General features: G+C 60.9%; 17 protein-coding genes and 1 tRNA gene. 13 read left to right on the plus strand and 5 right to left on the minus strand.

The features are described from left to right. Positions 1 to 19: 19 nt before the first annotated feature. The 4 genes from HUV26_RS07975 to glmS all read right to left on the minus strand — a co-directional run bounded on the left by HUV26_RS07975 (position 20) and on the right by glmS (position 3,022). On the minus strand, positions 20 to 358 hold the full coding sequence (locus tag HUV26_RS07975) for a type II toxin-antitoxin system PemK/MazF family toxin (protein WP_174409598.1): 339 nt from the start codon (positions 356 to 358) through the stop codon (positions 20 to 22). After that, entirely contained in the window at positions 352 to 603 is a 252-nt protein-coding gene (locus HUV26_RS07980; RefSeq protein ID WP_174409599.1) for an AbrB/MazE/SpoVT family DNA-binding domain-containing protein, read from the minus strand. Before HUV26_RS07980 ends, HUV26_RS07975 begins: the two co-directional genes overlap by 7 nt. 220 nt (positions 604 to 823) lie before the next feature. Continuing rightward, positions 824 to 1,135, minus strand: a complete 312-nt coding sequence (gene ppnP / locus HUV26_RS07985) for a pyrimidine/purine nucleoside phosphorylase (protein ID WP_174409600.1) — start codon at positions 1,133 to 1,135, stop codon at positions 824 to 826. Positions 1,136 to 1,198: 63 nt separating this feature from the next. Continuing rightward, positions 1,199 to 3,022 (minus strand): glutamine--fructose-6-phosphate transaminase (isomerizing), encoded by a 1,824-nt coding sequence (gene glmS, locus HUV26_RS07990; protein ID WP_174409601.1) that lies wholly within the window; start codon positions 3,020 to 3,022, stop codon positions 1,199 to 1,201. A 218-nt stretch (positions 3,023 to 3,240) separates the two neighbouring features. Between glmS and HUV26_RS07995 the strand changes: the two genes are divergently transcribed. The 10 genes from HUV26_RS07995 to HUV26_RS08040 all read left to right on the plus strand — a co-directional run bounded on the left by HUV26_RS07995 (position 3,241) and on the right by HUV26_RS08040 (position 14,789). After that, the gene (locus HUV26_RS07995) at positions 3,241 to 3,597 is read left to right on the plus strand and encodes a hypothetical protein (RefSeq protein ID WP_174409602.1); all 357 of its coding nucleotides are present in this window, start codon (positions 3,241 to 3,243) and stop codon (positions 3,595 to 3,597) included. Positions 3,598 to 3,934: 337 nt separating this feature from the next. After that, positions 3,935 to 4,414 (plus strand): acetolactate synthase small subunit, encoded by a 480-nt coding sequence (gene ilvN, locus HUV26_RS08000; RefSeq protein WP_174409603.1) that lies wholly within the window; start codon positions 3,935 to 3,937, stop codon positions 4,412 to 4,414. A gap of 13 nt (positions 4,415 to 4,427) precedes the next feature. After that, on the plus strand, positions 4,428 to 5,450 hold the full coding sequence (locus HUV26_RS08005; RefSeq protein ID WP_174409604.1) for a bifunctional enoyl-CoA hydratase/phosphate acetyltransferase: 1,023 nt from the start codon (positions 4,428 to 4,430) through the stop codon (positions 5,448 to 5,450). Further along, on the plus strand, positions 5,447 to 6,646 hold the full coding sequence (buk, locus tag HUV26_RS08010; protein WP_174409605.1) for a butyrate kinase: 1,200 nt from the start codon (positions 5,447 to 5,449) through the stop codon (positions 6,644 to 6,646). Before HUV26_RS08005 ends, buk begins: the two co-directional genes overlap by 4 nt. A 168-nt stretch (positions 6,647 to 6,814) precedes the next feature. Beyond that, the gene (locus tag HUV26_RS08015) at positions 6,815 to 7,387 is read left to right on the plus strand and encodes a TetR/AcrR family transcriptional regulator (RefSeq protein ID WP_174409606.1); all 573 of its coding nucleotides are present in this window, start codon (positions 6,815 to 6,817) and stop codon (positions 7,385 to 7,387) included. A 251-nt stretch (positions 7,388 to 7,638) separates the two neighbouring features. Next, a complete protein-coding gene (locus HUV26_RS08020) occupies positions 7,639 to 9,243 on the plus strand; it encodes a glycosyltransferase family 39 protein (protein ID WP_243451315.1) in 1,605 nt (534 codons plus the stop codon). A gap of 1 nt (position 9,244) precedes the next feature. Further along, positions 9,245 to 9,799: a zinc/iron-chelating domain-containing protein gene (locus tag HUV26_RS08025; RefSeq protein WP_243451316.1), complete on the plus strand. Its 555-nt coding sequence runs from the start codon at positions 9,245 to 9,247 to the stop codon at positions 9,797 to 9,799. Positions 9,800 to 10,146: 347 nt separating this feature from the next. Continuing rightward, on the plus strand, positions 10,147 to 12,573 hold the full coding sequence (locus HUV26_RS08030) for a penicillin-binding protein 1A (RefSeq protein WP_174409607.1): 2,427 nt from the start codon (positions 10,147 to 10,149) through the stop codon (positions 12,571 to 12,573). 58 nt (positions 12,574 to 12,631) lie between these two features. Further along, complete coding sequence (locus HUV26_RS08035) at positions 12,632 to 12,988, plus strand: cupin domain-containing protein (protein WP_174409608.1); 357 nt, start codon at positions 12,632 to 12,634, stop codon at positions 12,986 to 12,988. A 178-nt stretch (positions 12,989 to 13,166) separates the two neighbouring features. After that, positions 13,167 to 14,789: a DUF4139 domain-containing protein gene (locus tag HUV26_RS08040; protein WP_174409609.1), complete on the plus strand. Its 1,623-nt coding sequence runs from the start codon at positions 13,167 to 13,169 to the stop codon at positions 14,787 to 14,789. Between the two features lie 184 nt (positions 14,790 to 14,973). On the opposite strand, the gene HUV26_RS08045 is transcribed toward HUV26_RS08040, so the two are convergent. Further along, positions 14,974 to 15,060 (minus strand) — tRNA-Leu (locus HUV26_RS08045). 243 nt (positions 15,061 to 15,303) lie between these two features. Between HUV26_RS08045 and HUV26_RS08050 the strand changes: the two genes are divergently transcribed. From HUV26_RS08050 to HUV26_RS08060, 3 genes are all read left to right on the plus strand, one after another. Further along, a complete protein-coding gene (locus HUV26_RS08050) occupies positions 15,304 to 16,347 on the plus strand; it encodes a DUF1786 domain-containing protein (protein ID WP_174409610.1) in 1,044 nt (347 codons plus the stop codon). Positions 16,348 to 16,451: 104 nt separating this feature from the next. Then, positions 16,452 to 17,747, plus strand: coding sequence for a phenylacetate--CoA ligase family protein (locus HUV26_RS08055; RefSeq protein ID WP_174409611.1), 1,296 nt, complete (start codon positions 16,452 to 16,454; stop codon positions 17,745 to 17,747). Between the two features lie 60 nt (positions 17,748 to 17,807). Continuing rightward, entirely contained in the window at positions 17,808 to 18,317 is a 510-nt protein-coding gene (locus HUV26_RS08060; RefSeq protein ID WP_243451317.1) for a DUF456 domain-containing protein, read from the plus strand. Positions 18,318 to 18,392 lie beyond the last annotated feature (75 nt).

Raw genomic sequence — 18,392 nt, forward strand, 5'->3', positions numbered from 1 at the left:
CCAATCCCTCACTCCCCTGTTACGTCCACCCGACCAAGGCCGCAAGCTTGGCAAGCACGTCGTCAACAACATCTTGCGGGGCTTTGCCCGCCAGCTTGAACATTCGTGCCTTAAGGTCAAGGCATTTAACCTGATCAGAAAGAATTACCCCCGAAATAGCACACCCGGCAGGGAGCGTTACTTCAAAGGGGTAGTTTTTTTTGTGGCTCGTCACCGGCACAACAAGTGCCAAGCCTGTTGCCGCTAAGTAGGCTGCTTCGCTTATCACCAGCGCGGGGCGATGCCCTGCCTGTTCGTGTCCTGCTTGCAGGTCAAAGTTAACCCAGATAAGCGACCCTTTCTCCAGAGGCGTTACCAAACCTCGCCTCCTGTTTCCGGCCCCCAATCAACAGCCGAGTGTTGATTCTCCGGCGTGATCTGCGTAAGCAGCTCCCCAAGGTCATACCGCTTCGCAGGAGACCGGCGACGCACCACAAGCTCATTCTCGCGGGAAAAGACTTCAATAAGGGCGCCCTCATCCAGTCCTATCTCGGTCGCGAGGTGCTTGGGAATGCGAATGCCAAGGCTGTTACCCCATTTGGCAAGCTTGGTAGTTGTGTGCATGGGTTCCCTCTCAGGTCATGGAATAGGTGTAGCGCGTGTATATACTATGTATATACACGAATCTGTCGTGTCAAGCAGATGAAGGTCCCCTCATCCCTGAACACGTTCCCATTCTTCCCGCGCTATCCGGCAGCCGCTCCGCGCACCATGCCGTACCGGCAACATCCGCTCCGGCAGGCGGCGTCTTCCGCCTTCCCTCCTGCCCGTAATGAACAGCCTGTCAGCGGATGTACGAGCAGCAGTAGTCCACAAGGGTTTCCACCACCAGCTTGAACCGTATTCCGGCGGGAACGTCAAAGCTCTCGCCCGCCGTTACGGTGCGCCATTCGGCTCCGGGCAGCAGCACCTTGAGCGTGCCCTGCATTATCTCCATCACCTCAGCCGCATCAGTGCCAAACTCGTACTCGCCGGGCAGCATAATTCCCAGCGTTTTGAAAGAACCGTCCGGGAACACTATCTTGCGGCTTGTAACCTTGCCTTCAAAATAAACGTTCGCCTGTTTAAGAACAGTCACATCGGCAAATTGAGACATGGAGCCTCCCACGGGCATGGTTTCACGTTCGGTTGCAAAGGGCTGCCGCAGGCACCGGCACAGCTATTCCACGGTAACGCTCTTTGCAAGGTTGCGGGGCTGGTCCACGTCCTTGCCCAGATAATCCGCCGCCTCATAACTGAAGAGCTGCAAGGCGGGCAGGGCAAGGAAGGAGCCGAGCGGGCCCCATGCTTCCGGGATAATCCATGTGTGGTCCACATTCAGGTCGTGTCCGGGGTTGGCAAGGGCAATGATCTTGCCCGAGCGTGCCTGCACCTCTTCCAGATTGGATTTAACCTTGGAATACAGGCCGTCGCTCAGCGCCAGCGCAAAGGTGGGGAAGGCCGGGTCTATAAGCGCAATGGGGCCGTGCTTCATCTCGCCGGAGGCATAGCCTTCCGCATGGATGTAAGAGATTTCCTTGAGCTTCAGCGCGCCTTCCAGCGCCAGCGGGTAGCACTGTCCGCGACCAAGGAAGAAGAAGCTGCGGGCAGAGGAGTACTGGCGGGCAATGCTCTGCGCCTCAGAGCGCATGCGGGGCAGTTCCATTTCCAACTGGCCGGGAAGTTTGGAAAGGCCCGTCACGGCGTTCTGGAGAATGTCGTCCGCAAGGCATCCCTTGCGCTTGCCCCATGCCAGTGCCATGAGGGTGAGCACGGTCATCTGCGAGCACATGGCCTTGGTGGAGGCTACAGAAATTTCCGGCCCGGCCTGCGTGTAAATAACCGTATCGGATTCCCGCGCGATAGAAGACCCCACCACGTTGCACAGGCCTATAACCCGTATGCCGCGCTCGCGCGCAATGCGCAGCCCGGCAAGCGTATCTGCCGTTTCGCCGGACTGGCTGATGACAAGAATAACGTCATCCGGGTCAAGAATGGGATTGCGGTAGCGGAACTCCGAGGCAATTTCCACATTCACGGGAATCTGCGCCCAGTTTTCCAGCAGATGGCGGCCCCACATGCCCGCATGGTAGCTGGTGCCGCAGGCCACAATATGCAGGCGGCGCGGCACGGGCAGGGCATCCAGTTCCGGCAGCGAAACTTCCTTGCGCTGCCAGTCCACGCGGCCCGTCATGCAGTCGGTGATAACGCGGGGCTGCTCAAAAATCTCCTTGAGCATAAAGTGCTTGTAGCCCCCTTTCTGGGCGGCCTGCACGTCCCACTGGATGTGGTGCACCTGTTTTTCAATGGGTTCCAGCGTCTTTACGTCCAGCACCTGCCAGCTGTTGGCCTCTATGCGGGCCATTTCGCCGTTTTCAAGGAACACGGCATCGCGGGTGTAGGGCAAAAAGGCGGGAATGTCCGAGGCCACAAAGTTTTCACCCTGTCCCACCCCCAGCACAAACGGGCTGGAAAGGCGCGCGCCAAATATAACACCGGGCATGTCCAGTGCGTAAACCACCACGGCATACGCTCCTTCCACCCTTTGGAGCGCCCAGCTTATACCCTTGTCCAGCGCGCCTGTCTGCTTGCGTCCTTCCGCAATAAGGTTGGCAAGCACCTCGGTGTCTGTTTCCGAGCAGAAGGTGTAGCCCAGCGCCTTCAGTTCGTTCTTGAGCGGCTGGTAATTTTCAATGATGCCGTTATGGATGATGGCCAGCGAACCATCGCTGCACATGTGCGGGTGCGCGTTGCGTTCCACGGGGATACCATGGGTGGCCCAGCGGGTGTGCCCCATGCCGGAGGTGGCAATGGAAACGTTCATGCCCATCAGCTTGTTTTCCAGATTGGCAAGCTTGCCTTCCGCCCGGACCGTGACAAGGTCCTTGTGCTGGATAAAGGCCACGCCTGCGGAGTCGTATCCGCGGTATTCAAGGCTGCGCAGCCCTTCTATTATGAGCGGAACAGCGGGCCTGTGGCCGGTATAACCAATGATGCCACACATATGTATGCTCCTTAAGGTGCCGCAGGGGCACCGTGCGTATAGGCTAAAGAAACTGTCTAGCTGTTTTACCCGTGCTGCGCAAGAAGGCGTGAGGCTGGCACGGGTTGTAGCGCACATGATATTCCGCGCTGCGGCGCAAAGAATCATTGCCTTTGCCTGTGCGAATCCTCATATTTCGTAGTAGGTGGAAGAGCCTCTTTTGACGAGGGAGGTGGGCTATGGGATACCGAGTGCCGGAATACCCGGAACACCAGACAGAACAGACACGGCAGGGGCTCACGGCGTGGGGCCGCGACTTTATGGTGCTGCGGCAGGGAGACCTTGCCGTGGAGGCCATGGACAGGGCCATTGCCAAGGCAGGCGTGAGCCGCTGTTACCCTTACCGTGACAGGTGGAAGTGGCTGCGGCGGCTGTATTTGCAGGGGCGCGCCTCTCCCGCGCTGCTCAGGGCATTTACCGCGCGCCTTTCGCGCCACACGCCCCAGTCGCTCAGAACACTCATGGACCTGCACCTGCGCTCCGGGGTGGACCTTGTCTGCCCGGTCATGGATGAGCGGGGCTGTTTTGATATCTGATGCTGCCCGCGGCACGCCCGCGCGTCTCCCTGAACAGGGGGCGCGGTACGGCACGGAATGCGCTGTGTTTTTAGGTTTGGAGGTACCGGAGTTGTTCAGCGCCGGAAACGGCATGGTTGCCCTGCTGTTCTGACGGAAAATTTTGCACTGCGGGCTGCCCCTGCGCGCAGCCCGGTCACACCCTGCGGTCCGCCGCACGGCAGTAAGCCCGCTGCCGTGTGCGCGGGCCGCTGTTATTGCGCTGCCCCTGCGCACAGGCGTGACATTACCGGGGGCTGTTGTGGAGCGGGGCGGAGCAGGCTATAGTGCGCGGAGCATATCAAGGAGTGCAGACCATATGAAACATACCATCTCCGCGCTGGTGAAGAATCGTTTCGGCGCTGTTGCCGAAGTAACGGATGTTTTCCGCAGGCACCGGGTGAACTTCAAGTCCATTTCCTGTGCCGAGACGGAAGAGTTTGACGTCTCCCGCCTCGTCATAACGGTAGAGAACCATGACGACCAGATAGGAGCCGTGCTGGAAGAGCTGAAGACGCTGGATTCCATAGCGGAACTGGATGACCTGTCTCGCAAGGAGTTTGTGGACAGGGAGATGGCCCTCATCAAGGTGGGATTCACGCGGGAAAGCATGGCGCAGGTCATGCAGATATTTGAGGTTTTTCGCGCCAACGTGGTAGGCATGGGGCAGGAAACCATCAGCGTGGAGATAACCGGCGACGAAGACAAGGTGGACGGGCTTATCAAGATGCTCCGGCCCCACGGCATACGCAGCCTGTGCCGCACAGGCGTGGTTGCCCTGAAGCGTGGCGATGAGTGACGGCGGAGCGCGCATGACCATACGAACTCTGGAAGGGCTGGTGGAGCGGGTGCTGGGCATGCCCGGTGTCCCGCGGCTGGCGGTGGCCTCCTGCGCCGAGGACTTTGTCATTCAGGCTTGCCTTGCCGCTCATGAACGGGGACTGGCAGAGCCCATTTTCGTGGGCGACAGGGAGCAGACGGCGCGTGTGTCGGAACGGCTGGGCGCGGACCTTGCCCCCTTCGAATTCCACCACGCCCCGGAGCCTGCCGCAGCGGTGGAGCAGTGCATACGCCTGTACCGCGCGGGCGATGCCGGAGCCATCATGAAAGGCAAGGTGAGCACCGATGTGCTGCTGCGCGGCGTGCTGAACAAGGAAACCGGCGTGCCGCCCGCAGGGGTGCTTTCGCACGTGGGCGTGTTTGGCGCCCCCGGACAGGACAGGCTGATGATTCTGACCGATGCGGGCATCAACATTTCCCCCAACCTGCAACGTAAGGCCGATATCGTGCGCAACGCGCTGGCGGTGGCGCGGGCGCTGGGCATTTCCGCCCCCCGCGTGGCCATGCTCGCGGCCACGGAAAAAGTCATTTACCCCGCCATGCCCGCCACGCTGGATGCCCAGATGGTCGCGCGCATGGGTGAGCAGGGCGAGTTCGGAGATGCGCAGGTGGCCGGGCCGTTTGCGCTGGACCTTGCCGTTTCCGCCCGTGCGGTGGAATGCAAGGGCGTGGACAACCCCGTGGCGGGGCGGGCGGATATTCTGGTCGCCCCGGACATAGAGAGCGGTAACATTCTGTACAAGGCGCTCACCTCCATGATGAACGTGGACATGGCGGGCATCGTGGCGGGCAGCCGTGTGCCCATTGTGCTGCCTTCGCGCGGAGATACGGACAGGACCAAGTTCTTTTCCATAGCCCTTGCCACGCTCATGGCCGCTGCTGCGGGAAACAGCGTGTGTGCCGGCCAGAATGATTCCGGCCAGACTGTTTCCGGCCAGATAGCTTCCGGCCAAACAGCTTCTGACCAGACTGCTTCCGGCGGGAGAGAAACATGACACCTGCCCACCAGAGCATCCCCCCCCATGCAGGCGAACGGGCGCAACAGGCCGGTGCCGCTCAGCAAGTCCGCAATCAGGGCCTGCACATTCTGGCCATAAACCCCGGTTCCACCTCCACCAAGGTTGCCCTGTACGATGCGGAGACCGAACTTTTTTCGCATACGGTGGAGCACGACAAGGCAACGCTGCGCCGGTACGAAAGCGTGGCGGAGCAACTGCCCCTGCGCCGTGCCGCCATCGTGGATGCGCTGGAATCGCATGGCTACGGCACTGCGCCCCTTGCCGCCGTGGTGGGACGCGGCGGACTGCTGGCCCCCATGCGCGGCGGTGCGTGGCGGGTCACGCAGCCCATGCTGGACGACCTTGCCTGCGCGCGGCACGGCGAGCACCCGTGCAATCTGGGCGCTCCGCTGGCAAGGGAATTTGCTCTGCTCCACGGGGTGGAGGCCATAATCGTGGACCCGGTGGTCACCGATGAACTGGACCCCGTGGCCCGCATATCGGGCCTGCCGGAACTGCCCCGACGCAGCGTCTTTCATGCGCTTTCGCAGCGCGCGGCGGCGCGCACCGCTGCCCGGCGGCTGGGCATTGCCTATGAGGCGGGCAAGTTTCTGGTCTGCCACATGGGCGGCGGCATATCCGTTGCCGCGCACCGGCACGGGCGCATCTGCGATGTGGTGAACGCGCTGGACGGCGACGGGCCTTTTTCACCGGAAAGAACAGGCAGGCTCACCGCGCTGGGTGTGCTGCAACTGGTGCACGAAGGCACCTATACCTTCGAGGCGTTGCGGCGCGTGATTCTCAAAGAGGGCGGGCTGTGGGCGCATCTGGGCACCAACGACCTGCGCGAGGTGGAGCGGCGCATGGAAGCCGGAGATACCGCAGCGGCAGAGGTTTTTGAGGCCATGGCCTATGCCATTGCCAAGGAACTGGTCTCGCTTGCCCCTGCCCTGCTCGACGGGGTGGAGAACAGCCGGGGACAGGGCGGCGTGGACGCTGTTGTCATAACAGGCGGCATGGCCCGCAGCGTGCGGCTGGTGGAACGGCTGCGCAGGCGGGCGGGGTTTGTCGCGCCCTTTGTGGTGCTGCCGGACGTGGAAGAAATGCAGGCACTTGCGGCGGGAGCCCTGCGCGTGCTGCGGGGTGAGGAAGTGCCCCGCGAATACACGGGAACAGGGCAGGATTTGTTGTAGTGTTGCGTGTATGCACCTGCGCGTTTGCATTTTGCGGCCCGAAGGTGCACTATGCTGCTGGCGCTGCCCGGCGTGCGGATGCAACCATATCCGCCTGCCGTATGACGTTGCCCGTTACGAGGCGCGCAACCGGCTGTGCCGCAACGTTTTTACCACAACGAGGCATCCATGGCATCATCCAAAGACCTGATATTGGAGAATTCCAAGCAACTTTTCGCGGAGAACGGGTTCAAGGGAACCACCATCGCGCAGATAGCCAAAACGTCCATGGTGACGGATGCGGCGATATACAGGCATTACAAGTCCAAACAGCAGATTTTCGACGTGATTGTCGAGAATTTCATGGCAGATTACAGAGATCTGCTGAGCCAGATAAGAGAACGGCAGAAGTCCGGATATTGTCTCATAGAGACGCTCATCCTTGATCTGTGCGGATTTGTGGATGGCCGGAACACCGAGTTCAAGGTGCTTCTCAACACCTATACCACCATAGAAAGCGCCCGCAGGGCTATGCAGGATTTTTACGATTTCCTTGCGGAAACAGTGGTGGCCTGCCTCAAGCGGGGCATTCAGGACGGCACCGTGCGTGAAGATGTGCCCGTGCCGGAAACGGCGCTGGTCATCGCCACCCTGCTTGTGGGCGTGAACCGCCGCAGGCTGTTCGGCCCGGACGCTCCGGGCGTGGAAAACATGTCCAAGGATACCGTGGCGTTCTGTCAGCGGGCCATTAAGAGTTTTTAGGGCATGTCCGGGTGGAGCGGGCACATGCCTGTTTCCGTTCACACGGTCAGTATTCTATGGTACCGGCGTTTTTGTTACTGTTTTGCGCCCCCGTTGTCATGCGGGGGCGCTTTGTTTGGGCGAGGGTTTTTGTACGGGGCGCGGCGTTTGCGTGGGGTATATTCCGGCATCCCGCCGTTCTGGACACCGCCGTGCGCAGAAGCTAAGCTGCACTCGTTTCAGAAATCGGGGTCCGGCCCCGGAAATGCTCCGTGAGGTGTTTTTTGCAACAGGCTCCCCTCTGGCAGCGCAGACCCGCACTGGTCGCCGCCGCCATCATATTTCTCACCACCGCCGTGCGCCTGTGGTTTGTGGCCAGCGAACAGCTCGACCTCGTGCAGGACGAGGCCCAGTACTGGGACTGGACCCGCAGGTTGCAGCTTTCATACTACTCCAAGGGGCCGCTCATCGCGTGGGTTATCAAGCTGTGGACAGGCGTGTTCGGCGATACAGGGCTCGGCGTGCGTTTCGGCGCGGTGCTGCATTCCTGCCTTGCCCAGATGGTGCTCTATTTCGGCGTGGCGCGGCTCATGCGCATGCCCACGGTGGCGCTCTGGACGCTGGTTATCGCCAACACAACGCCCCTGTTCATGGTTTCCGGCATACTCATGACCACAGACAGCCCCCTGCTGCTGTGCTGGGCCGTTGCGCTGTTTTCGCTCTACTGGGCGGGCGAGCGTGAAGATGCGCCCCTGCCGTATGTGCTGCTGGCTGTTTCCATGGCACTGGGATTGCTGGCCAAATATATGATGCTGGCCATGTTCGGCGTGGCCGTGCTGTATATGGCGGGCCTGTACAGACACCGCATGCTCTCGCGGCGGTTTGCCCTGCGTGCGCTTACGGCCATGGCTGTGGGAGCCGCCGCAGGATTTGTGCCCATTCTCATCTGGAACATGCAGCATGACTGGGTGGGCTTCAAACATGTGGGAACACTGGCGGGGGTAACCTCTTCCAAACCGAAGCCGCTTATCCGGTTCGACAGGTTCCCGGAATATTTCGGGGCGCAGGTGGGGCTTATCACGCCGTGGTGGTTTGTCTTCATGCTGGCCGGGGCGTGGCGCGCGCTTTCCTTCTGGCGGAGCGGTTCGGCTCCTGTGGCCGTGCGCGAAGATCTGGCTCATGTGCGTCGCAGCCTGCTGCTGGCGGCCGGGTTCTGGATGCTGTGGCTGTTTTTCATTGTCTGGAGCTTCCATACCCGCATCTACCCCAACTGGTCGGCCATGAGCTATGTGGCGGGAATTATCCTTGCCGCCATGGCGGTAGACAGGGGAACGCTCATGGTCCGGCGTGCGGCGGTTACGGCGCGGGGCAGGCGGTTTGCGTGGCGTCCGGTCTGGGTGGGGCTTGGCATGGCCGTTTTTCTGCTGGTGCATGGTCTTACCTATCTGCCTCTGCCGGAAAAGCTTAACCCGGCGGTGCGGCTCATGGGCTGGCACGATCTGGGCAACAAGCTGGGCGAGGTGCAGCGCAGCCTGCCGGACCCGGACAAGGTGTTCTTTTTTTCCAGTGCCTACGATGTAACGGCCTCTCTGGCGTATTACGCGCCGGGGAAGCCATATACGTATTGCGTGGATTTCGGCCGCCGCATGAGTCAGTACGACCTGTGGCCCGGACCGCAGGACAAGGTGGGCTGGGACGCCGTGTACGTGGGCAAGGAGAATCCGCCCGTGCCGCCCGGCCTTGCGGCGATGTTTGAGGAATCCTCGTATATCAGGTATGAGACAACGCACAGGGGCAGGAAGGGGCGTACCTTCTACATAGTGACCCTGCGTAATTTTAACGGGCACTGGCCGCGCCAGAGCTTCGGAGTGTATTGATGTGAGCCAGCCGCACACCGGAGGCGACCCCCACGTCTGCGCCCGCTGCGCCACGCAGGGGCCCACCTGCTGTTATGTGGAGCCGGGAAACGAGGAGTTCTGCTTTCCGCTCTCCCGCTCCGAATGGTCGCGGATAGTGGACTACTGCCGGGAAGAGGGTGGATTTGCCGAGCAGCGCAACACCCGTCCGTTTCTGGATACCATGCGCCGTCTGTTTCCCCTGCGGGAAAAGCGGGTGGAGGAACTCTTCCCGCCTCAGGGAACCCATCTGCGGCTGGCTTCCGATGCACGGGGGCAGTGCGTGTTTCTTACTTCAGCCGGGTGCCGCCTGCCCCGCGAGGTGCGCCCGTGGTTCTGCCTGCTGTTTCCCTTCTGGGTACGCGGAGAAATGCTGACCATGTTCACCGCATCGGGGTGTCTGGTGTGCCGGGAAACCGCCACCGTGCCGGAATCTCTTGCCCTGCTCGGCGTGTCGGCAAAAGAAGTGCGCCATATCTTCGGCAGGCTGTTGCTGGCATGGGGGCTGGAACCGGACGAGGGAGATTGCGGAAAGTAAGGCGAATGGCACTATCCCCCCTGCTTCGTTATGTCCGCCCGGTGCCGGTCGCGACAGCATCGTGCCGGGAAACGTGGCCGGATAGAGGTGTTCGATTCCTGTTGCCTTGTTCGCGCTCAGGGACTACTAGGGGCAACGAAAGGACTGCATAGAACCTTGCACGGCAAATGTCCGGTCAGGCAGTGGGAAGCGTATCCCCTGCGCCGCCGTGAAACATCGAAGCCGTGAACATGCTCATGCTCCCGCAGCCGTAAAGGGCTATGCGTGTGCATTGATGGTACAAATTCCCGCGAAAACGGCATTGTGCAGCGGGCGAAAACAGACGATTACTCTGCAGAGAGTGGAATATGAAGAAGTTTTTCCTGTATGGCATCATTATGATGATGCTGTGCGTTGCCTTGGGCGCGCTGGGACTTTCCGGCATATACTGGTGGGCCTCCAAGGACCTTCCCGGATTTACCAAGATTGCGGACTACCGCCCCCCGCTGGTGACCACCGTATATGCGCGAGATGGCGCGGTGCTGGGGTATTTCTACCGCGAAAAGCGGTTTCTCGTCTCTCTGAACGACATGGCCTCTTACCTGCCCATGAGTTTTCTGGCGGCAGAAGACGACAGCTTCTACAGGCATGACGGCATTGACTTCCGGGCCATTGCCCGCGCCTTCGTGCGCAACATGCAGGCCGGAAGCATCCGGCAGGGCGGCTCCACCATCACGCAGCAGATCATCAAGCAACTGCTGCTGACCTCGGAAAAGAAGTACGAGCGCAAGATCAAGGAAGCCATCCTTGCCTACCGGCTGGAACGCTACCTGAGCAAGGATGAGATCCTCACCATCTACCTGAACCAGATATATCTGGGGGCGGGCGCGTATGGCGTGGAAGCTGCGGCGAGAACGTACTTCGGAAAACATTCCAGCGAGTTAACCCTTGCAGAATCCGCCATGATGGCGGGGCTTACCCAGTCGCCTTCCAAGTACAACCCGTTGCGCCAGTTCGAATTTGCCAAGGCACGGCAGACCTATGTGCTGGGACGCATGCTGAGCCTGCAGTGGATTACGCAGGCGGAGCATGACGAGGCTTTGGCGCAGGAACTGGCGTTCAAAAGCATGGATGATCCCAGCTGGACCGTGGGCTCATGGTATCTTGAAGAAGTGCGCCGCAGGCTCATCGATTTTCTCAGCGAAGAGAATATGCAGAAGCTGGGCATAACCCTTCCCCGCTACGGCGAGGATGCCGTGTACGAATCCGGCCTGCATATTCATACCGCCGTGGACCTGCAGCATCAGGCAGCCGCCGAGCAGGCTCTGCGCAAGGGGCTGGAGGATTCTTCCAAGAGACGGGGCTGGGATGGTCCGCTGCGCACCGTGCCCAAGGAAGAGTTTGCGGCGTATCTGGAACAGAACGGCGTAGCACCGGAAACGCTGGCCGACGGGCGGTGGCACAGAGTGCTTGTCACCGCAGTGGATGCTGCCGGGGCCAATGTGCGTATCGGCGGCTACAAGGGATATATCCCGGTTTCCACCATGGGCTGGTGCCGGCCGCATAACCTGAAGCTGGCGACCGATCAGGTGCCCTCCATCAAGGACGCGCGGCAGGTGCTGAATGCGGGTGATGTGGTCTGGGCATCCGTGGCGGTTCCCAAAGACTCCAAGTCCGGGTGGAACCCGCTGGCATTGGGAGAAGGGGATGTTCTTCCCATGGCGCTGGAACAGTACCCTGCGGTGCAGGGCGCACTGGTTTCCATAGAGCCGGAAAACGGCGATGTGGTGGCGCTTGTGGGCGGCTATTCCTTTGCGGACAGCCAGTTCAACCGCGCCACGCAGGCCAAGCGGCAGCCCGGTTCCGCCTTTAAGCCCGTGGTGTATGCCACTGCGCTGGACAACGGCTACACCGCCGCCTCCATGCTGCTGGATGCGCCCATCGTGTACATGGACGCCGCCACTTCCCAGATATGGCGTCCGGAGAACTTTGAAGGTGTGTTCTACGGGCCCACGCTGTTCCGCACCGCGCTGGTCAAGTCGCGCAACCTGTGCACCATCCGCGTGGCGCAGAAGATAGGCATTCCCGCCATTGCGGAGCGGGCCAAGGCCATGGGGCTGGAAGGGCCGTTTCCTCACAACCTTTCGGTAAGCCTGGGAGCAACCGCTGTTTCTCCCATCAACCTGACGGAAGCCTATACGTCGTTCGCGCGTGGCGGCACATGGATAAACCACCGCATGATCAGGTCCATTCAGGATGCATGGGGCGATTCCATAGCCACCTTCCAGTCCGAGCCGCATGAGGCCATGAGCCCGCAGACCGCCTACATCATGTCCAGCATTCTGAAAGAGGTGGTCAGCGATGGAACGGGGCAGCGGCTCAAGGTGCTTAACAGGCCCATAGCGGGCAAGACCGGCACCACCAACGATGAGCAGGACGCATGGTTTGTGGGCTTTACGCCTTATCTGGTCACGGTCGCCTACGTGGGGTTTGATCAGGTGGCCCCCATGGGTAAATGGGAAACGGGCGCGCGTGCCGCATCCCCCATTGTGCGCGATTATCGCATGGCGGTGGAAGAAACGTATCCGCCTATGGATTTTCCCGTGCCGCCCGGTATTGTGCAGGTGCAGATTGACGGAAAAACCGGGCAGATTGCCGGTCCCGGCTCTTCGGAGTCCTATTTTCTGCCCTTCAAGCAGGGCAGCCAGCCCTCTGTTGTTTCCGGCGAACCCGTCCGGCGGGGCGAGCAGGATGACGTAAAGAGCGGCGAAGACCTGCTTAAACAGATGTTCTGATGCAAACCTTCAAGCCCCCTCGGTCCGACGGACCGCAGGGGGCTTTCTGCGAGGCGGCATGAAAACGCGCTATGCTTCCGTTCCTTCCTATGTGACCAAAGACGGTTCCGTTATCCGGGAATTGATGCACCCGGCAGTGCACGGCAATGCGCATCAATCGCTGGCAGAGGCGCAGGTGCCCGCCGGGGGGCGCACCCTTGCCCATGTGCACGGGCGCACCGAGGAGATATACCACTTCACCTCGGGCAACGGTGAGATGACGCTGGGCCCCCGGACCTTTCCGGTTGCGGCAGGCGACACGGTGTGCATTGCACCGGGTGTGCCGCACTGCCTGATAAACACAGGCGATACCCCTCTTGTGGTGCTGTGCTGCTGTTCTCCCGCCTATACGCATGACGACACCGAGCTTGTGTGATACGTTCTTTCTGCAAACCCTGAATATATCCGTCGGTCTGCCTGCGGGTGCGGAGCCTGAACAGTGAACCTGAACGGGGGCTGAGCAGGAGTCTGAACGGTAAGGCTGCACAGGTCAGCGGCGGAAAGGTTTTGCAGAGCGGAATCGGTTTCTTTTTCCCGAATACAAGGAGTTTGCCATGTTCCATAGTTCATGCCTGCGCGTGTTCCGTCGTGCTGTTGCAGCGGGTCGCGCCTTTTTTCTATCATACCCGGCTGTGAGCGCGTTGCCTCTTATGGCGGTGCTGTGCTCGGCGGTGCTTCCTGCGTATGCGGTTGCCAGCACATCCGGCTCTGCACCTGTTTCGCCTGCCGCCGTCACGCTCTTTCCCGACAGGGCATTGCTGGAATGCGTGCAGACGCTGGAACAGCGGCCCCTTTCTGACGGACAGCGGGGGGTGGTCATCAGCCTGCCCGCACAGGCGGACCCGGCAACTCTGCGTCTTGTGCCGGATAAGGGCACCCTTGCGGACGTTCGCTGGGAGCGGGTAACTGCAGAGGAGCAGGAGCCCGTGGTGGCCCTGCGTGCCGAGCTGGACCGCCTGTCGCGTGAACGGGCCTTGGTAACGGGTGAGTTGCAGGCAACCGAGGCGCGTATTGCCCTGTGGTCAGATTCCGGCATGGCGGAAGTGACGGCGGTGGAACTGGAAAGGGTGGACGCGGCCATGGCGCGGCATCTGGCTTCCCTGCATGCCGCACGGTATGACATCGGTCGCAGGCAGCAGGAACTGGACGCGGCGGTAAAGCGTGTTGAGGAGCAGTTGGAGCGTGCCAGAGGCGGCGAGGCGCAGACATGGACCGTGCAGGCGGTGCTTGCAGATGCTCCGGCAACGGTGGGCATGCGGTATAGCTACGTGCTGGCCGGGAGCGGATGGACGCCTTTGTACCGCTTCGACGCCCGCCCCGGAGAGGGCAGGGTGGCAATGAATTTTGAGGCGGAGATAGAGCAGTCGTCCGGCATGGACTGGCAAAATGCCCGCATTGCCCTCGCCACCATGGAACGCTTTGTCACCTTGGATCCTCCCTATCTGCATGAGTGGCTGATCGGGCAGCAGCAGCCGGTGCTGCTCCGCGCAGAAGCCGCCATGGAAGGTGCAGGCATGCGCGCCGCGCCCATGATGAAGGCAATGGATGCCGCCCCCGTGCAGGTGCAGCGGGGCACCTACGCCGTCTGGGATCTGGGCGAGCGAACGGTGCCTGCGGGCAGGCGCATGCTGCTGCCTGTGGTGGCCGAATGGTGGACCACGCCGTTTGTGTATACCGCGCGGCCCGCCAGCGATGACAAGGCGTATCTGACGGCGCGGGTGGCGCTTGCCGAACCGCGTGAAATGCCGCACGGAACGGCCATGTTCCTTGTGGACGGGGCACTGGTGGGCAAGCGGGGATTCGGGCTTTCCGGCAGCGAGACCGATCTGTATTTCGGCGCAGACCCGCTGGTGACGGCAACCATGCGCCTGCTGGACAAGCAGGGGGGCGAAAAGGGCGTGATCGGCCGCAGGCAGAGCATGGTATGGGCTTGGGATATCACCCTGCAAAACAACCGCCCGCACCCTGTAGCCCTTGTGGTGGAGGAGCCGGAGCCGCAGCCCGGCCATACGGATATCCGTGTGGAAACGGCCTCGCAGCCTGCCCCGCGCAAAACAGAGGACCGCACCTTCGTATGGGAGCTGGAACTGGCACCGCGGGGGCAGCAGGTCATCACCCACACGGTCACGGTTTCCGCCCCCAAGGATATGGATGTGGACTTCGGCAGGGGGCGTTAGCCTCCTGCGCCCGTCATGCGGACGAGTTGAGCTTTGACTCAAGGATCTCCTGCACAAGTGGTCCATGTCTCTGTGCACGTTGACGTTTCTTTCAATTTCAAAAGAACCAGTCGTTCTCTTTTGTTGTCTCTGCGGAACGAAAAAAAGGATTACAGCCAGTTGCTGTAATCCTTTTATCTTTCCATGGTGCCGAAGAAGGGACTCGAACCCTTACGGGATTTCTCCCACTACCCCCTCAAGATAGCGTGTCTACCAATTCCACCACCCCGGCAAGGTCCATGCTGCTGACTTTTTCCGTGTCAGCGCGGAGGCGATATATATGCAAAAGGGCGGGGCGTTGGCAAGAAGTTTTTTGGATAAGCGGCATTTTGCGACAGGGCCGTGTGTGGTGCATACGCTGTTTGGGCTTTGCAAAACGGCATGATCGCGGTAACAATTCCGCGACAAACAATCTATGGCGAATCAGCCTTGCGAGCTTCATACCATGCTTCAGCCCATGACGAGGATTACCCCCATGCCCCGTTCCATATTGCTGCTGGATATCGGCAGCGGCACTCAGGATGTTCTGTACTACACGCCCGGAAGGGAACTGGAAAACTGCCCCAAGTTCGTCCTGCCGGCCCCTGCGCGGCTGGTGGCGCAACGGGTGGAAGCCCTGACGCGGCAGGGGGCATCGGTGTACCTGCACGGCAGCAACATGGGCGGTGGTTTTTTCGGCGCGCTGAAGAAGCACCTGGAGGCGGGATTGCAGGTGGCGGTGCACCCGGAGGCGGCTTTTGCGCTGCATGATAATCCCGATACCGTTCGCCGGTGGGGATTCACCATAGAGGAAAGGTGCCCGGGCGGATATTCCCCCGTTGCGCTGGCGGATTATGACGCAGGCTGGTGGAGTGCCTTTCTGGGCATGTGCGGGCTTGCCTATCCGGATCAGGTGGTCGCGGCGGCACAGGACCACGGCTACCACCCGGATATCCTCTCCGGCGGCAACCGGGTGGGGCGGTTCATGTTGTGGCGCGACCTGCTCACCAGGTACGAAGGCGATCCCGCCGCGTTGGTTTACGAGGTGGCTCCGGAACCCATGACGCGCCTTGCCGCCATCCAGAAAGCGACAGGCGGCGGACCAGTGGCGGATTCTGCCGCTGCCGCGCTGCTCGGCGCGCTGTTTATGCCGGACATTGTAGCCCGGAGCTATCGCGAAGGAGTGCTGGTGGTGAACGCGGGCAACAGCCATCTGGTGGCGTTTTTGGTGTACAAGGAGCGCGTGCTGGGCGTGTATGAACACCATACGGGCATGCTCTCGCCAGAGAAGCTCGCGGAAGACCTCACCGAATTCCGCCGGGGGTGGCTCACCGATGACATGGTGCGCGAATCCGGCGGGCATGGCTGTATGTACCTGCCCCTGCCGGAAGAGGCAGAAGGGTTCCGGCCTGCCTATATTCTCGGACCCCGCCGCGAGATGCTGCGCGGGCAGGGACAGTTCATCGCTCCGGGCGGCGATATGATGCTGGCGGGCTGCTTCGGGTTGCTCAAGGGCTGCGGCGGGGCAGAGCGTTCATAAGGGCTGGCCGTAATCGGCTGTAGCTGTGCATTGATTGACATTGCGGGGCGCGCGGGAGAAACTTTCTTTCTTTGCATCTTTATAGCGCAACAAGAGGATTTTCCATGGAATGTTTTGACAGGGCAGAGTTCTGGAGTCGTGAAGAGATTGAGCGCGCGCAGTTGGTGCGCCTGCGCAATGTGGTGGGACAGGCCATGCGCTCGCCCTTTTACGCAAAGCGCCTCAAGGAGGCAGGCATTGCGCCGGAAACGCTGAAATCGCTGGACGATGTGCGGCGTATTCCCTGTACCACCAAAGACGACCTGCGCTCCCAGTATCCCGACGGGCTGAACACGCTGCCCCAATGCGAAATGGTGCGCATGCATGCCTCCAGCGGCACCACCGGGTCGCCCACGGTTATCCATTACACGCAGAACGACCTGAATCTGTGGGCGGACCTTATGGCCCGCTGTATGCACATGGTGGGCGTGCGGCGGGAGGATGTTTTTCAGAATATCACGGGCTACGGCCTGTTCACGGGCGGCTTGGGCCTGCATTACGGAGCGGAGCGGCTGGGGTGCCTGACCATTCCCGCAGGACCGGGCAACACCACCCGGCAGCTCAAGATAATGCGCGACTTCCGCACCACGGTGGCGCACATCATTCCCTCCTACGCGCTTTATTTCGGCGCGGCACTCCGCGACAGCGGCGAGGATGCGAAGAATCTGGCCCTGCGCATCGCCCTTATCGGCGCGGAACCGCACACAGAGGAAACCCGCAAGCGCATTGAGGAACTGCTGGACGTAAAGGCGTACAACTCTTACGGCCTGTCAGAGATGAACGGGCCGGGCGTGGCCTTTGAGTGCGTGCAGCAGGCAGGCATGCATGTGTGGGAAGACGCCTTCATCGCGGAAATTGTGGACCCGGACACGCTGGAGCCTGTGGCAGAGGGCGAGGTGGGCGAACTGGTCATGACCACGCTGTGCCGTCAGGGAATGCCCATTCTGCGCTATCGCACCAAGGACCTTACCCGGTTCATCCCCGGCGAATGCGCCTGCGGCAGACACCACCGCCGTATAGACCGCATTCTGGGCCGTGCGGACGACATGCTTATCATCAAGGGTGTGAACATCTACCCCATGCAGGTGGAGCAGATTCTCATGAGCTTCCCCGAAGTGGGCGAGAATTATCAGATCGTGCTGGAGCGCGAGAATTATCTGGATCAGATCCGCGTGAAGGTGGAGATAAAGGAAGAGCATTTCGTGGAAGACATGCGCGTGCTGCGCGACTTGCAGAAGCGCATCACCAACAAGCTGCGTGACGAGGTGCTCATTACGCCCCGCGTGGACCTTGTGCAGAATAACGGCCTGCCCAAGGCTGAAGGCAAGGCGCAGCGCGTGGTGGACAGCCGCGAGTCCTGATGCCGCTTGTAAGGCACCCGCCGGTGCGTACTGTTTTTCAACAACCATGCAGGGGCGTGTGTGGAACTGCTTATCGGGTCCGTATTCATCATGGTGATGGCCCTTTCTTTGGGTCTGCACCTCTTTTCCCTGCCCGCAAACTGGGTGGTGCTGGGCATATTGGCCCTGTGGCGGTTCATGTATCCCGCGCAGGCTACAGGCATGGACAGCACCTTCTTCATCATCGCGGGCGGGCTTGCGCTGCTGGGTGAACTGCTTGAGTTCGGCGTGCAGATGCTGGGTGCCAAACGCTACGGAAGTACCGGCAAAGGGAACGTGGGCGGCATAGTGGGAGCCATCGCCGGAGCAATCATGGGGGCGCCGTTTTTTTTCGGGCTGGGTGCGCTGGGCGGAGCACTGCTCGGAGCCTTTGGCGGCTGCCTGATCGTGGAGATTGCGCAGGGCAGGCCCTTTGATGTGGCGGTGCAGTCTGCCAAGGGCGCGTTCTTCGGCAAGTTTCTGGGCATGGGGGTCAAGTTCGGCATAGGGGTGTGCCTGCTGGTGCTCGGCGCATCACATATCTGGGCCTGAATCCAGGCAGTGGCACCCGATGCGTTTTTCCGGCCCTGCGGGGCCTTTTTTACTCTTCTTCTCTTCCAACATCCA

Source organism: Desulfovibrio psychrotolerans, from assembly GCF_013340305.1.
GTDB lineage: Bacteria > Desulfobacterota > Desulfovibrionia > Desulfovibrionales > Desulfovibrionaceae > Halodesulfovibrio > Halodesulfovibrio psychrotolerans.